The 15,038-nt window shown below is 73.0% G+C and carries 10 protein-coding genes; 9 read left to right on the forward strand and 1 reads right to left on the reverse strand.

The features are described from left to right. Positions 1–131 precede the first annotated feature (131 nt). From mreC to rodA, 4 genes are all read left to right on the forward strand, one after another. Positions 132–1,085, forward strand: coding sequence for a rod shape-determining protein MreC (gene mreC / locus ACFWXO_RS17590; RefSeq protein WP_375893107.1), 954 nt, complete (start codon positions 132–134; stop codon positions 1,083–1,085). 3 nt (positions 1,086–1,088) lie between these two features. Next, entirely contained in the window at positions 1,089–1,733 is a 645-nt protein-coding gene (mreD, locus tag ACFWXO_RS17595; protein ID WP_375893109.1) for a rod shape-determining protein MreD, read from the forward strand. 63 nt (positions 1,734–1,796) lie between these two features. Further along, complete coding sequence (mrdA, locus tag ACFWXO_RS17600; protein WP_380524798.1) at positions 1,797–4,112, forward strand: penicillin-binding protein 2; 2,316 nt, start codon at positions 1,797–1,799, stop codon at positions 4,110–4,112. Beyond that, a complete protein-coding gene (gene rodA, locus ACFWXO_RS17605) occupies positions 4,109–5,308 on the forward strand; it encodes a rod shape-determining protein RodA (protein WP_375893113.1) in 1,200 nt (399 codons plus the stop codon). Before mrdA ends, rodA begins: the two co-directional genes overlap by 4 nt. A gap of 111 nt (positions 5,309–5,419) precedes the next feature. Here rodA and ACFWXO_RS17610 read toward each other — a convergent pair whose 3' ends face one another. After that, positions 5,420–6,727: a M14 family zinc carboxypeptidase gene (locus tag ACFWXO_RS17610; protein WP_380524799.1), complete on the reverse strand. Its 1,308-nt coding sequence runs from the start codon at positions 6,725–6,727 to the stop codon at positions 5,420–5,422. A 453-nt stretch (positions 6,728–7,180) separates the two neighbouring features. Between ACFWXO_RS17610 and ACFWXO_RS17615 the strand changes: the two genes are divergently transcribed. From ACFWXO_RS17615 to rpmA, 5 genes are all read left to right on the forward strand, one after another. Continuing rightward, positions 7,181–9,109, forward strand: a complete 1,929-nt coding sequence (locus ACFWXO_RS17615) for a TIGR03960 family B12-binding radical SAM protein (RefSeq protein ID WP_380524800.1) — start codon at positions 7,181–7,183, stop codon at positions 9,107–9,109. 221 nt (positions 9,110–9,330) lie between these two features. Then, positions 9,331–10,092: a TIGR03936 family radical SAM-associated protein gene (locus ACFWXO_RS17620; RefSeq protein ID WP_375893117.1), complete on the forward strand. Its 762-nt coding sequence runs from the start codon at positions 9,331–9,333 to the stop codon at positions 10,090–10,092. 435 nt (positions 10,093–10,527) lie between these two features. Next, on the forward strand, positions 10,528–14,109 hold the full coding sequence (locus ACFWXO_RS17625; RefSeq protein WP_380524801.1) for a ribonuclease E/G: 3,582 nt from the start codon (positions 10,528–10,530) through the stop codon (positions 14,107–14,109). 232 nt (positions 14,110–14,341) lie between these two features. After that, positions 14,342–14,659, forward strand: a complete 318-nt coding sequence (gene rplU, locus ACFWXO_RS17630) for a 50S ribosomal protein L21 (RefSeq protein ID WP_375893120.1) — start codon at positions 14,342–14,344, stop codon at positions 14,657–14,659. 14 nt (positions 14,660–14,673) lie between these two features. Next, the gene (rpmA, locus tag ACFWXO_RS17635; RefSeq protein WP_030058248.1) at positions 14,674–14,931 is read left to right on the forward strand and encodes a 50S ribosomal protein L27; all 258 of its coding nucleotides are present in this window, start codon (positions 14,674–14,676) and stop codon (positions 14,929–14,931) included. The last annotated feature ends 107 nt before the right edge of the window (positions 14,932–15,038 follow it).

Here is a 15,038-nt window from a genome sequence, read left to right on the forward strand (position 1 = left end):
TTCATCTTTGTTTACTAATCGGCGCTAGTTTACACCCACTAACACAAAAGCCAAAACAACCATCAGCGGGCGCGCCCCCGGCCCCCAGCCCCGGGGGCGCTCGCCAGGTACGAAGGGGCAGTACCAGCACCGTGAGGGACACACGAGAGAGCCGGCTGCTGCTCATCCTGCTGGTGGCCGTCGCCTTCGCGCTCATCACCGTGGACATCAAGGGCGGTGAGGACTCCCCGCTCGGCCCGGCCCGGCACGCCGCCGCGAAGGTCCTCGGCCCGGTCGAGCGCGGCGCCGCCACCGTCGTGGACCCGGTCGCGGACACCGTCCGCGCCTTCCGCGACGCCGCCACCGACAGCGGCCGCACCGACCAGCTCGCCCGCGAGAACACCGAACTGCGGCAGAAGCTCGCCTCCTCCGACATGGCCACCGGGCGCACCAAGCAGCTGGACGACCTGCTGCGCACCGCCGGCGCCGGCGGCTACACCGTCAAGGCCGCCCAGGTCATCGCGATCGGCCCGGCCCAGGGCTTCTCCTGGACCATCACCGTCGACGCCGGCAGCGACGACGGCCTCACCCGCGACATGACCGTCATCAACGGCCAGGGCCTGGTCGGCCGGATCACCACCGTCGGCCCGACCACCGCCACCGTGCTGCTCGCCTCCGACCCCGGCTTCTCGGCCGGCACCCGGCTGGAGGGCAGCGGCGAGATCGGCTTCGCCTCCGGCGGCGGCGACAGTCCGATGAAGGTCTCCCTGCTCAACGGGAAGGCCCAGGTCAAGACCGGCGACCGGCTGGTCACCTTCGGCTCGCAGAGCGGCCGCCCGTTCGTGCCCGGCGTCCCGGTCGGCAAGGTCACCGAGGTCCAGGCCAACGCCGGCCAGCTGACCAAGACCGTCCTGGTCGAGCCCTTCGTCCAGTTCACCCGACTGGACTTGGTCGGCGTGGTCGTCGTGCCCCCGCGCACCGACCCGCGCGACGCCGTGCTGCCGCCCGCCCCCACCCCGGGGCAGAGCCAGGCCCCGGCCGCGCCCGCCCAGCCGCAGGGCTCCGCGCCCGCCGCCCCGCCCGCCAAGCCCACTGGGGGGAACTGAGCCATGCGCCTCGCCCGCATCCCCGTCTCGGCCGTCCTGATCCTGCTCGGCCTGATCCTCCAGGTCAGCGTCTTCGGCCGGCTCCAGCTCCCGGGAGCCACCCCGGACATACTGCTCCTCGTCGTGGTCGGCCTGGCCATGGTCTACGGGCCGACCGGCGGCTGCCTGGTCGGCTTCTCGGCCGGCCTGCTGGCCGACCTCGCACCACCCTCCGACCACGCGATCGGCCGCTACGCCCTGGTGCTCTGCCTGATGGGCTACGCCGCCGGGCTGCTGCGCCCCGAGCACGGCCGCCAGCGCTCCGTCTCCGGCGCGCTGCTGGTGGTCGGCGCCGCGGCGATCGCCTCCACCCTGCTGTACGCGCTGGTCGGCGCCCTGGTCGGCGACACCGCGGCCCGGCACGTCGGCCTCGGCGGCCTGGTGGTCAGCGCCCTGCTGTACGACCTGCTGCTGGCCCCGTTCGTGGTGCCGCTGGTGATGATGCTCGGCCGCCGCTTCGGCCGCGACCCGGTGACCGCCGCCGACGACGACGAGAGCGGGCCGGGCCTGGGTCTGGGATCGCTGGCCCGCTACCGCACCACGCGCGAGGTCTCCAGCGGCCCGGCGTACAAGAAGCGGCGCGTGCCCGGCTTCGCCCGGCGCCCGTAACCGGCCGGTCCAGGCCCGCCCCCAGACCTCCTGACCCTCCCGCACCCCTGGAGCGCACGAGACGTGAGCAACATCCCCGAGACCGGCCGTACCCGGCGGGTGACGATCCGTCTGGTGGTTCTGCAGATCCTGGTGCTGTCGCTGCTCGCCACCCTGGGCGGACGGCTCTGGTACCTGCAGATCCGCAACGCCAAGGAGTACACCGCCAAGGCGACCGGCAACCACATCCGCGAGGTGGTCGAACCGGCCGTCCGCGGCGAGATCCTGGACGCCTCCGGGCGGATCCTGGCCGGCAACGAGACCCGGCTGGTGGTGTCCGTCAGCCGCACCTCGCTGCTCCAGCAGAAGGACGGCGGCAAGGGGGTGCTCGGCCGGCTCGCCGACGTGCTCGGGATGCCCGCCAAGGACGTCCAGGAGAAGGTCCGGCTCTGCGACGCCAAGACCCAGCAGCCCTGCTGGAACGGTTCTCCCTACCAGCCGATCCCGGTCACCAAGGAGGCGACCACCCAGCAGGCGATGCAGATAATGGAGCGCCGCGAGGACTTCCCCGGGGTCACCGCGCAGCCCACCGCCGTGCGCCGCTACACCGGCGCCGAGGGCGCCAACATGGCCCAGGTGCTCGGCTACCTCTCGCCGGTCACCGACGACGAGGTCAGCAAGACCGCCGCCAAGAGCGGCCTGGACCGCTACCTGCCGGCCGACCAGATCGGCCGGGCCGGCCTGGAGTCGGTGTACGACCGCGACCTGCGCGGCACCGCCGGCATCACCAAGCTGGAGGTCGACAACCTCGGCCGGGTGATCGGCACCGCCGGCACCGTCGCCCCGCAGACCGGCGACAACCTGGTCACCAGCATCGACGCCCGGGTGCAGAAGGTCGTCGAGGACAACCTGGCGCAGGCCATGAACGACGCCCGGAACACCTTCGACAAGGTCACCAACCGCAACTACGAGGCCGACTCCGGCGCCGCCGTCGTGATGGACGTGCACACCGGCCGGATCGTCGCGATGGCCAGCGCCCCCACCTACGACCCCAACCTCTGGGTCGGCGGCATCAGCGGCAAGGACTACCAGTCGCTGACCAGCAAGGACTCCAACTTCCCGCTGCTGAACCGCGCCATACAGGGTCAGTCCGCCCCCGGCTCGACCTTCAAGGTCGTCTCCACCACCGCCGCCGTGCAGGCCGGCTACTCGCTGGACGGCACCTACGCCTGCCCCAAGAGCCTCACCATCGGCGGCCGCGAGTTCAAGAACTTCGAGAGCGAGAACTTCGGCTCCATCTCCCTGGAGAAGGCGCTGGAGGTCTCCTGCGACACCGTCTTCTACGGCCTGGCCTACGACCAGTGGATGAAGGACGGCGGCATCAAGCCGAAGAACCCGGGCGACTGGTTCTTCAAGACCGCCCACGAGTTCGGCCTCGGCGCCAAGACCGGCATCGACCTGCCGGCCGAGGTCCCCGGCCGGGTGCCGGACCGGCAGTGGAAGCAGTCCTTCTACGACAACAACAAGGACGCCTGGTGCGCCCAGGCGCAGAAGGGCGGCAACAGCTTCTCGGACCAGATCGCCCGGGAGAACTGCGTCGACGGCTACCAGATGCGCGCCGGTGACGCCGTCAACTTCGCGATCGGCCAGGGCGACACCCTCGTCACCCCGGTCCAGATGGCCCGGATCTACTCGGCGCTGGCCAACGGCGGCACCTTCTACCGGCCGACCATCGCCAAGGCGGTGATAAGCCCGAGCGGGGACCTCGTCCGCGACATCGCCCCGCACGAGGACGCCAAGTTCCCGGGCGACCAGAAGCTGCTCAGCTACATCGACCAGGCCACCGCCGGCGTCATCACCAGCGGCACCGCCGCCTGGAAGTTCGCCGGGGCCGGCTGGCCGCAGAACAAGATCGAGCTGCACGCCAAGACCGGCACCGCCGAGGTCGAGGGCAAGCAGACCACCTCCTGGCTGACCACGTACAGCAAGGACTACGCGGTCGTCATGACGATAAGCCAGGGCGGCACCGGCTCCGGCGGCTCCGGCGACGCCGTGCGCCGGATCTACCAGGCGCTGTACGGCGTGGACGACAAGGGCAACATCGACAACGGCAAGGCGCTGCTGCCCGCGCCGCAGGGCCAGCTGCCGAAGTTCAACCCGGACGGCACCGCGATCATCAAGCCGGCCTCGTACGACGCCGGTGCGGACCGGGGGGCCGCCGCCACGCAGCTCACCCCGGTGTCCGCCGCGGCCCCGTCGATGGTGGCCCCGGCCCTGCCCGACGCCGCCCCGGCGGCGGCCTTCCTCGACCCGGCGCCCCCGGCCGGCAGCCCGGCCGCGTACACCGCGGCCGACGCCGCCGCGCTCGAACCGAACCGCCCGGGAAGGGGACGGGCATGACCTCCTACGGCTCGTACCGGCAGCTGCGGCTGAGCCCGCAGCGCAGCGGGGTCTCCAAGGCCCTGGCCAAGGACTCCCCGCTCTGGCGGCTGGACTGGATACTGCTGCTGGCCGGCCTGGCCCTCTCGCTCGTCGGCTCGCTGCTGGTCTGGTCGGCCACCCGCGGGCGCGACAACCTCACCCACGGGGACCCGCAGTACTTCCTCTACCGGCACCTGACGAACTTCGTGATCGGCCTGGTGCTGTGCGCCGTGGTGATAGCGATAGGAGCCCGGCGGGTCCGCACCCTGGTGCCCTTCGTCTACGTCGGCGTGATCCTGCTGCTGATGGCGACGCTCAGCCCGATCGGCTCGACCGTCAACGGCGCCCACTCGTGGATCCAGCTCGGCGGCGGCTTCTCCGTCCAGCCCGCCGAGTTCGCGAAGGTCGCCATCCTGCTGGCGATGGCCGTCGTGCTGTCGGACCAGGTCGACGCGGGGGAGCGGGAGTTCCCCTCGCACCGGGCGGTGTTCCGGGGCCTGGTCTGGGCCTGCCTGCCGATGGGCCTGGTGCTGCTGATGCCGGACGCCGGGTCGGTCATGGTGATGTCCGCGGTCGTGCTCGGCATCCTGCTCGGCTCCGGCGCCGCCAACCGCTGGGTGCTCGGCATCCTGGCGCTCGGGGTCAGCGGGAGCATCGCGATCTGGAAGCTCGGGCTGCTCAGCCAGTACCAGATCGACCGCTTCGCCGCCTTCGCCAACCCCCAGCTCGACCCCAACGGCGTCGGCTACAACACCGCCCAGGCCCGGATCGCGATCGGCTCGGGCGGACTGACCGGCAAGGGGCTGTTCCACGGCACCCAGACCATCGGGCAGTTCGTGCCGGAGCAGCAGACCGACTTCGTCTTCACCGTCGCCGGTGAGGAACTCGGCTTCGTCGGAGCGCTGGCGATCATCTCGCTGGTCGGCGTGATCCTCTGGCGGGCCTGCCGGATCGCCCGCCAGGCCACCGACCTGTACGGGACGATCGTGGCGGCCGGCATCATCGCCTGGTTCTCCTTCCAGGCCTTCGAGAACATCGGGATGTGCCTGGGCATCATGCCGGTCGCGGGCATCCCGCTGCCCTTCGTCTCCTACGGCGGCTCCTCGATGTTCGCGGTCTGGATCGGCATCGGGCTGCTCCAGGCGGTGCGCAGCCAGCGGCCGATAGCGGCGTGAGCCGTCGGCTCCCCTGAACGTTCGGCTCCCCTGAACGTTCGGCTCCCAGGGCCGGTCCGGATCCCTTCGGACCGGCCCTTCGCCTTGCCCTGCAAGAGAGTTGACGAATCGTCAGGCGGGATGCAAGAGGCAGTCGGCGGCGGTCAGGACCGCCCGGGTCTGGTGGGCCAGCTGCTCCTGGACCGGCACCCAGCGGGCACCGAAGCGGTGCCGCAGCCGCTCCAGGCTGTCCGCCACGACGGCGCGGGCGCGCTCCCGGGTGGCCTCGGCGGCCGGGCCGCGGGCGTCGGCGAGCAGCCGCAGCAGGATCGAGGCCACCCGCAGCGGCAGCCGGGCGGCGACCAGCCCGGCCGTGGTCGCCCGGGCGGCGCTCAGCGGGCCGGGGCACCACAGCTCCAGCCACTCGGCGGCCATCCGCGGGGCCACCGCCAGGTTGAACTCGGCGGTGCGCACCAGCGGGCCGTACGCCTCCCGGGCCTGGGCCGGGACGCGGTCGAGCAGCGCGTCGAGCTGCTCGGTGCGCAGGGTCAGCTCGCGGGCCGCCTCGCCGACGGCCCGCGGCCCGGCCGGATGGACCCGGGCGTCGCCGACCGCGTCCACGGCCCACATCGGGACCTCCAGGACGGCGGTCACCCCGCCGTACCGGGCCGCGTACGACCAGGTGGACAGCTCGGGCTCGTCCGGCAGCGCCCGGGGGGTGCCGGTGCTGCCGGGCGGCGGCATCAGATAGGTGCCGGGGGCGGGGCTGGACCAGCCGACCGCGTCGTAGGAGTCCACGTCCAGCGGGATGCCGGCCCGGTCCGCGGAGCGGGCGAAGCGCTCGGCCAGGCCGCGCACCGGGCCGGTCAGCTGGACGAAGGCGCCGCCGAAGTCCACCCCGTGCAGCGAGCACTGCAGGAAGGGGCGCAGCTCGTCGATCAGCCCGGTCAGCGCCAGGCTCTCCGGCATCGGCGGGCGGCCGGAGCCGGGGGCGGGCAGCAGTTCGGGCTGCTCCTCGAAGGCGGGGCGGAAGAAGTGCTCGTAGTGGCGGCGCATGGTGAGCGGGCCGTCCAGCCAGCCGGCGTTGAGGGCGGCGCCGTCCGGGTCCAGGCAGAGCAGCAGGTGCCAGGACAGCCCGGGCCGGGCGGGGCGCTCCAGCAGCACCTCGGCCAGCCGGACGGCGGCGGCGGTGCCGATCGGCTCGTTCGGGTGCGGGCCGCCGACCACCAGGGCGGCGCGCGGCCCGCGGTCCACCGAGAGCAGCAGCAGCGGGCGCCCGGCCCGGGAGCGGCCCACCTCGCGCAGCCGGCAGCGGTCGGGGTGGCGCAGGGCGAGGCGGCGGGCCGCGCTCTCCGCCTGGGCCGCGGTGGGGTAGCGGGCCGGCCGGGCGTCGGGGGCGCGCAGGGCCAGGGGCCGGACCCGCCGACCGGTGTCGGTCATGGTTCTCCTTGCGACCGGTCGTACGGCCGCCGGGGCGCGCGGGAGTGCCGCGCCGCCGGACGCGGCCTGCGGGCCGGGGGGACGGGCTCCGCGGGGCCGGGGTGAGGGGGCCGCGCGGGGACGGGGGAGGGCGTACTGGGGCGAGCGGGCCGCCGGGGAGTCGGCGTTGGCCGAGCGTACGACCCAACTCCCGTCTCCGGAAGGGGTGCAGGGCCTTGGGCAGGGCCCTGTCAGTACCGCACGGGCGTTCCGGGCGTGTCAACGGCGGACGGGGCCGGGCGGCGGGCGCGCACCGCGCGTGCCGGGGCGGTCACCGGCGGGTGCGGATCGCGCCGGGGCGCACCGGCGGGCAACCGTCCCGGACGGGCCGTTCCCCGGATTGGGCTACCCTTGAGGGTCACCCCTCCCGTGCCGAATCGCGGCACCGAATCACGTCGTAAGGGTTCCTAGTACATGACTGTCGAATCGGTCTTCCCACGCCTGGAGGCACTCCTCCCGCACGTCCAGAAGCCGATCCAGTACGTCGGCGGCGAGCTCAACTCGACCGTCAAGGACTGGGACGCCTGCGACGTCCGCTGGGCGCTGATGTACCCCGACGCCTACGAGGTCGGGCTGCCCAACCAGGGCGTCATGATCCTCTACGAGGTGCTGAACGAGCGCGAGGGGGTGCTGGCCGAGCGCACCTACAGCGTCTGGCCGGACCTCGAGGCACTGATGCGCGAGCACCGGGTGCCGCAGTTCACCGTGGACGCCCACCGCCCGGTCAAGGCCTTCGACGTGTTCGGGCTGTCGTTCTCCACCGAGCTCGGCTACACCAACATGCTGACCGCGCTCGACCTGGCCGGCATCCCGCTGGAGGCCGCGGACCGCACCGACGAGGACCCGATCGTCCTGGCCGGCGGCCACGCGGCGTTCAACCCCGAGCCGATCGCGGACTTCATCGACTGCGCGGTGATCGGCGACGGCGAGCAGGCCGTCCTCGACATCACCGAGATCATCCGCGCCTGGAAGGCCGAGGGCCGCCCGGGCGGGCGCGACGAACTGCTGCTGCGCCTGGCGCGCACCGGCGGGGTGTACGTGCCGAAGTTCTACGACGTGGAGTACCTGGCCGACGGCCGGATCGGCCGCGTCGTGCCGAACGCCCCGGGCGTGCCGTGGCGGGTGTCCAAGCACACCGTGATGGACCTGGACGAGTGGCCGTACCCCAAGCAGCCGCTGGTCCCGCTCGCGGAGACGGTGCACGAGCGGATGTCCGTGGAGATCTTCCGCGGCTGCACCCGCGGCTGCCGCTTCTGCCAGGCCGGCATGATCACGCGCCCCGTGCGGGAGCGAAGCATCACCGGCATCGGCGAGATGGTCGAGCGCGGGCTCAAGGCGACCGGCTTCGAGGAGGTCGGCCTGCTGTCGCTGTCCAGCGCCGACCACACCGAGATCGGTGACATCGCCAAGGGGCTGGCCGACCGCTACACCGAGGACAAGATCGGCCTGTCGCTGCCGTCCACCCGCGTCGACGCCTTCAACATCGACCTCGCCAACGAGCTGTCCCGCAACGGGCGCCGCTCGGGCCTCACCTTCGCCCCCGAGGGCGGCAGCGAGCGCATGCGCAAGGTGATCAACAAGATGGTGTCGGAGGAGGACCTGATCCGCACCGTCGCCACCGCCTACGGCAACGGCTGGCGCCAGGTGAAGCTGTACTTCATGTGCGGCCTGCCCACCGAGACCGACGAGGACGTGCTCCAGATCGGCGAGATGGCGAAGAACGTCATCCAGAAGGGCCGCGAGGTCACCGGCCAGAACGACATCCGCTGCACCGTCTCCATCGGCGGGTTCGTGCCCAAGCCGCACACCCCGTTCCAGTGGGCCCCGCAGCTGTCCGCCGAGGCCACCGACGCCCGCCTGGCCAAGCTGCGCGACTCCATCCGCGGCGACCGCAAGTACGGCAAGAACATCGGCTACCGCTACCACGACGGCAAGCCCGGCATCGTCGAGGGCCTGCTCTCCCGCGGCGACCGCCGGATCGGCGCGGTCATCCGCGCGGTCTACGAGGACGGCGGCCGCTTCGACGGCTGGCGCGAGTACTTCTCGTACGACCGCTGGATGCTCTCCGCCGAGAAGGGCCTGGCCGGCACCGCCGTCGACGTCGACTGGTACACCACCCGCGAGCGCTCCTACGAGGAGGTGCTGCCCTGGGACCACCTGGACAGCGGCCTCGACAAGGACTGGCTGTGGGAGGACTGGCAGGACGCCCTGGAGGAGGTCGAGGTCGACGACTGCCGCTGGACTCCGTGCTTCGACTGCGGCGTGTGCCCCCAGATGGACACGGCCATCCAAATCGGCCCGACCGGTAAGAAGATGCTGCCGCTGACGGTCGTCAACAAGTAGTCGGCGCAGGGCTCTCGACCCCCGTCCGGAGTGTTCCGGGCGGGGGTCGGTCGTGGGCGGCTGACCAGGGGCGGAGCGAGCGGGGCGGCGGGGCGCGTACCCTTTGGGGTGACAGAGTCCGGACAGTGGCGGGTTTGCGCCGCGCCGGACGGGGAGAACTGACTAAGGACTGAGCGACCCTGGCACGCCGTACGCCCGACGGTCCGCCGCCCGCGCCGACGGTGCAGCGGATTCGTCTCCGCTACACCAAGCGCGGCCGGCTCCGCTTCACCAGCCACCGTGACTTCCAGCGCGCCTTCGAGCGCGCCCTGCGCCGGTCCGCCGTTCCGATGGCCTACTCGGCGGGCTTCACCCCGCACCCGAAGGTGTCCTACGCCAACGCCGCCCCGACCGGGGTGGCGAGCGAGGCGGAGTACCTGGAGATCGGCCTGGCCGCCGCGCGCGACCCGGAGCAGCTGCGGGCGCAGCTGGACGAGTCGCTGCCGGACGGCCTGGACGTGATCGACGCGGTCGAGGTGCGCACGCCCAACTTCGTGGAGCGCCTGGAGGCCTCCGAGTGGCTGGTGCGCCTGGACGGCGTCGAGCCGGCCGAGGCCGCCGAGGCGGTCCGCGCGTTCCTCGCCGAGGAGAAGGTCGAGGTCGAGCGCCGGACCAAGAACGGCGTGCGGGTCTTCGACGCGCGCGGTGCGGTGGCGGCGCTCGTCGCCGTCGAGCCGCAGGTCGACGGCGGTGCGGACACGGCGGTCGGAAACGGCCGCGATGTTCGGACGGGCCGTCCCTGTGCGATACTGCGCCTGGTAGTACGACACGCCACACCCGCCGTACGACCCGACGACGTATTGTCCGGTCTCCGTGCGACGGCCGACCTGGCGCCGCCGGTCCCCGCAGAGGTGACCAGGCTGGCGCAGGGGCCGCTCGATGAGGAGTCCGGCACGGTGACCGACCCGCTGGCGCTCGACCGCGCCGCGGCCCCGGCCGGCTGAGAAACGGCCGGCAGGCCGCGCGCTACCGCGTCCGCCTAGGGGGCGGAGGCCGGGTCCAGTGCCTCACTGGACCCGACGGTCCTCCAGGGTTGCCGCGGCTCCCCAGGGGAGCGAGCGTCGTCGCAGCACAGGCCGGCCACTCGGGGCCCGCCGACCACGACGGTCGGTGGGCTCGGGACCCCGTCCGGGAGCCACCCGGGGTTGGGGGACGGCTCAGCTTGGGAAAAACTCAGAAGACTGGTCAGACCAGAAGACTTTCGACACCCCGCGCAACGCGGGGCGCCGAGCGAGACTACGAGCCCCTGTGCGGCCTCGCGTCCGCACGGCGGCACCGTCAAAGGGTCCGGCCCGAGCATCCTCGCGATGCCGGCCGCCCACTGGTGCCGTGCCGTGCCCGGATGTGGAGCCCGGGGGCCTGACGGGAGATCCACCCGCATGCTCGATAACACCGATCCGCAGCAGACTGCGGCCACGGAACAGAACGAAACCGCCGCGACCGGTGGTGAGGGCGCGTCCGCCGCGCCGCCGCGCCGTCGCCGCCGGGCGGTGTCCCGCCCGGCGGGCACCCCGCAGGGTGCGGCCGCCGAGACGGCCGAGACGGTGGTCCCGGTCGAGCCGACGGCCGTTGCGGCCGAGGCGCCCGCCGAGGCGGCGCCGGCGGCCGAGAAGCCGGTCCGGGCCCGCCGGACCCGCAAGCGTGCCGAGGCTCCGGCCGGCGCTCCGGAGGAGACCGCGATCGTGGTCACCGCACCGGAGGCCGAGGCGAAGGCCACGGAGACGAAGACCACGGAGGCGAAGGCCGAGGAGAAGGCGGAGAAGCCCGTTCGGGCCCGTCGGACCCGCAAGAAGGCCGAGGCCCCGGTCGAGGAGCCGGTGGCTGCCGCCCCCGCCCCGGTCGTCGAGCCGGTCGTGGAGCCGGTCGCCGAGCCGGTGGCCGAGGAGGCCCCGGCCGCTCCGGCCCGCCGCCCGCGCCGCCGTCGCGTGGTCGAGGCCGCGCCGGTGGTCGAGGCCCCGGCGGAGGAGCCGGTGGCCGAGGAGCCCGCCGTCGAGGAGGAGCCCGCCGAGGAGGAGGCCGTCGAGGCCGTCGCCGAGGCCCCGGTCGCCGCCGAGCCGGTCGCCGCCCCCGCCCCGGCCGCCGAGGCCGAGCCGCACCACCGGGTGCGCCGCCGCGCCGTGCGCCCGGCCACCGCGGTCTTCCAGGCCCCGGTGTTCCAGGAGCCCGCCCCCTACGTCGCGCCCGCCGCGCCGCAGCAGCCCGCCGCCGCCCCGGCGCCGGTCGAGGCCCCGGCCGTCGAGGCCGAGCGCCAGGACGAGGACGAGTACGAGTACAGCGGTGTCGGCCGCCGCCGCCGGGTCCGCACCCGGGTCGAGCCGAACCGTCGCAGGACGGCCGCCGAGGCGCCGGCCAAGGCCGCCCCGGCCAAGTCGGCCCCGGCCAAGGCCGCTGCGGTGAAGACCGCTCCGGTCAAGGCCGCTCCGGTGAAGGCCGCTCCGGTCGAGGTCCCGGTCGTCGAGGAGCCCGTCGTGGAGGCCCCCGTCGCCGGTCCGGAGGCCGAGGACGAGTGGGAGGACGGCCGTCCGTCCCGCCGCCGCCGTCGGGGCGGCCGTCGCCGCCGCCGTGGCGAGGCCGAGGACTTCGAGGCCGCCGAGGCCGTCGAGACCGAGCAGCCCGCCGCCGAGGAGTCGACCCGGGCCGTCGCCGACGAGGACGACGAGGACGACGACGACCTGGCCGCCGGCCTGTCCTCGTCGCGCCGCCGTCGCCGCCGTCGCCGCCGCAGCGGTGAGGCCGGCGCCGTCGAGGCCGCCGAGACCACCGAGGACGGCGTCCGCACGGTGGTGAAGGTGCGCGAGCCGCGCCGCCGCTCCACCGAGCCGTCCTTCGACCCGGACGAGGTGCAGTCCATCAAGGGCTCGACCCGTCTGGAGGCGAAGAAGCAGCGCCGCCGCGAGGGCCGCGAGCTGGGCCGCCGCCGGGTGCCGATCATCACCGAGGCCGAGTTCCTGGCCCGCCGGGAGTCGGTCGAGCGCGTCATGGTGGTGCGCCAGAACGGCCAGCGCACCCAGATCGGCGTGCTGGAGGACGGCGTGCTGGTCGAGCACTACGTCAACAAGGAGCAGGCCACCTCGTACGTCGGCAACGTCTACCTGGGCAAGGTCCAGAACGTGCTGCCGTCCATGGAGGCCGCGTTCGTCGACATCGGCAAGGGCCGCAACGCGGTGCTGTACGCCGGTGAGGTCAACTTCGGTGCGCTGGGCCACGGCGGCCCGCGTCGGATCGAGTCGGTGCTCAAGTCCGGCCAGTCCGTGCTGGTCCAGGTCTCCAAGGACCCGATCGGCCACAAGGGCGCCCGCCTGACCAGCCAGATCTCGCTGCCCGGCCGCTACCTGGTGTACGTGCCCGAGGGCTCGATGACCGGCATCTCGCGCAAGCTGCCCGAGAACGAGCGGGCCCGCCTCAAGCAGATCCTCAAGAAGATCGTCCCGGACGACGCGGGCGTGATCGTGCGCACCGCCGCCGAGGGCGCCTCCGAGGAGGAGCTGACCCGCGACGTCCAGCGCCTCCAGCAGCAGTGGGAGGACATCCAGAAGAAGGCCGCGACCGGCAACGCCCCGGCGCTGCTGTACGGCGAGCCGGACATGACCGTCCGGGTCGTCCGCGACATCTTCAACGAGGACTTCACCAAGGTCATCGTCTCCGGCGACGAGGCGTGGAAGACCATCCACGAGTACGTCTCCAACGTGGCGCCGGACCTCGCCGAGCGGCTCCAGCGGTGGACCTCCGAGGTGGATGTGTTCGCCACCTACCGGATCGACGAGCAGCTGATGAAGGCGCTGGACCGCAAGGTCTGGCTGCCCAGCGGCGGTTCGCTGGTGATCGACCGCACCGAGGCGATGATCGTCATCGACGTCAACACCGGGAAGTTCGTCGGCCAGGGCGGCAACCTGGAGGAGACGGTCACCCGGAACAACATCGAGGCGGCCGAGGAGATCGTGCGCCAGCTGCGGCTGCGCGACCTCGGCGGCATCATCGTGATCGACTTCATCGACATGGTCCTGGAGTCCAACCGCGACCTGGTGCTGCGCCGACTGCTGGAGTGCCTGGGCCGGGACCGGACCAAGCACCAGGTGGCCGAGGTCACCTCGCTGGGCCTGGTCCAGATGACCCGCAAGCGGGTCGGCCAGGGCCTGCTGGAGTCCTTCTCCGAGGCCTGCGTGCACTGCAACGGCCGCGGCGTGATCGTGCACATGGAGCAGCCGAGCGCCCACGTCCACGCCCCGGCGGCCACCGCCGTCGAGGCGGGCCCGGGCAGCGGCAAGCGCCGTCGCCGGGGCAAGGGCGGCGCGGGCCACGAGGAGCCGCAGGCCGTCGAGGCCGGGTCGGTGGCCGAGGCCGTCGCCGAGGCGTTCGAGGAGCCCGCCGAGCCGGTGCGCGAGGAGATCGAGGGCCAGCTGGCCCTGGAGGTCCCGGGTGTCGAGGCCCCGGCCGTCGGGACCGTGGTGGTCGAGACGCCGAAGGCCGTGGAGGTGGAGGCCCCGGTGGCCGAGGCCCCCGCCGCCGCTCCGGCCGGCCGTCCGCGCCGCCGCGCGGTGCGCAAGGCGACGGCTCCGGCCGGCGCCCCGCAGGCCGCCGAGATCGTGGTGCTGCAGGCGAAGGCCGACGCGGCCCTGGAGGCGGCCCTGGCCGCCGCCGCCCCGGCCGCCGAGCCGGCGGTCGAGGTCGTGGCCGAGCCCGTCGCGGAGGTGGCCCCGGAGGCCGCCGCCGGGACCGCCGTCGCGGAGACCGAGGTCGTCGAGACCCCGGCCGCGGAGGAGGCCCCCGCCGAGGAGGCGTCGGCCGAGGAGGCCCCGGCGCCGAAGAAGCGGGCCGCCCGCAAGACCGCCGCGAAGAAGACCGCCGCCAAGAAGACCACCACGGCGGCCAAGAAGACCACCGCCCGCAAGACCGCGACCAAGCGGACGAGCGCGGCGGCCAAGAAGGCCGCGGCCGCCGAGGGTGATACGGCGTCCGAGTAGTGCCCACGCCGGGGGCGGGAGTCCTTCCCGCCCCCGGTCGTACCGGCCGGTTTGCCCCCTGGGCGGCCGGTCCGTATTCTTGACCATCGGCGTGTCTACGCCGCGCTCCCGAGCACATCACCTCTCCGAGAGCACCGCGCCCCGTGCGCGCGCGTTCGGAGGGAGGCCCCTGTGTCCGTACCCAGGTGGCTGGCGTCGGGAGTTCCGACCGAGTTGGGAAAGTAGGTACCGCATGTACGCGATCGTTCGCGCAGGCGGCCGCCAGCACAAGGTCGCCATCGGCGACGTGCTGGAGATCGACCGTATCGAGGCCAAGCCGGGTGACTCGGTGGAGTTCTCGACCATCCTGGTCGTCGACGGTGACGCCGTCACCTCCGACCCGTGGGTCCTGGCCGGCGTGAAGGCTCACGCCGAGGTGGTCGACCAGACCAAGGGCGACAAGATCGTCATCCTGCGCTACAAGAACAAGACCGGCTACCGCCGTCGTCAGGGTCACCGTCAGAAGCACACCGCGGTGCGCATCACCAGCATCGACTCGGTCAGCAAGTAAGGGGATAGCGAAAAATGGCACACAAGAAGGGCGCAAGCTCTACTCGTAACGGCCGTGACTCGAACGCCCAGCGCCTCGGCGTGAAGCGCTTCGGTGGCCAGGTCGTCTCGGCCGGCGAGATCCTCGTCCGCCAGCGTGGCACCCACTTCCACCCGGGTGCCGGTGTCGGCCGTGGTGGCGACGACACCCTGTTCGCGCTGACCGCCGGTGCGGTGCAGTTCGGCAACCGTCGCGGCCGCAAGGTCGTCAACATCGTGGCCGTCGAGGCCTGAGTCCGAACGGACTCCCGAGTCTGACAGGACTCACACTGAAGGGTGGGCCGGAATTCTCCGGTCCACCCTTCGCGCTTTACGCAGAAGAACCCTTCCCCGTACTGGAG

Source organism: Kitasatospora sp. NPDC059088, from assembly GCF_042738155.1.
Lineage (GTDB): Bacteria > Actinomycetota > Actinomycetes > Streptomycetales > Streptomycetaceae > Kitasatospora.

Coding starts and splice junctions, on each gene's coding strand:
- rodA (WP_375893113.1), top strand. CDS start 4,109: ATGACCTCCTACGGCTCGTACCGGCAGCTGCGGCTGAGCCCGCAGCGC.
- ACFWXO_RS17610 (WP_380524799.1), bottom strand. CDS start 6,727: ATGACCGACACCGGTCGGCGGGTCCGGCCCCTGGCCCTGCGCGCCCCC.
- rpmA (WP_030058248.1), top strand. CDS start 14,674: ATGGCACACAAGAAGGGCGCAAGCTCTACTCGTAACGGCCGTGACTCG.
- ACFWXO_RS17615 (WP_380524800.1), top strand. CDS start 7,181: ATGACTGTCGAATCGGTCTTCCCACGCCTGGAGGCACTCCTCCCGCAC.
- rplU (WP_375893120.1), top strand. CDS start 14,342: ATGTACGCGATCGTTCGCGCAGGCGGCCGCCAGCACAAGGTCGCCATC.
- ACFWXO_RS17625 (WP_380524801.1), top strand. CDS start 10,528: ATGCTCGATAACACCGATCCGCAGCAGACTGCGGCCACGGAACAGAAC.
- mreD (WP_375893109.1), top strand. CDS start 1,089: ATGCGCCTCGCCCGCATCCCCGTCTCGGCCGTCCTGATCCTGCTCGGC.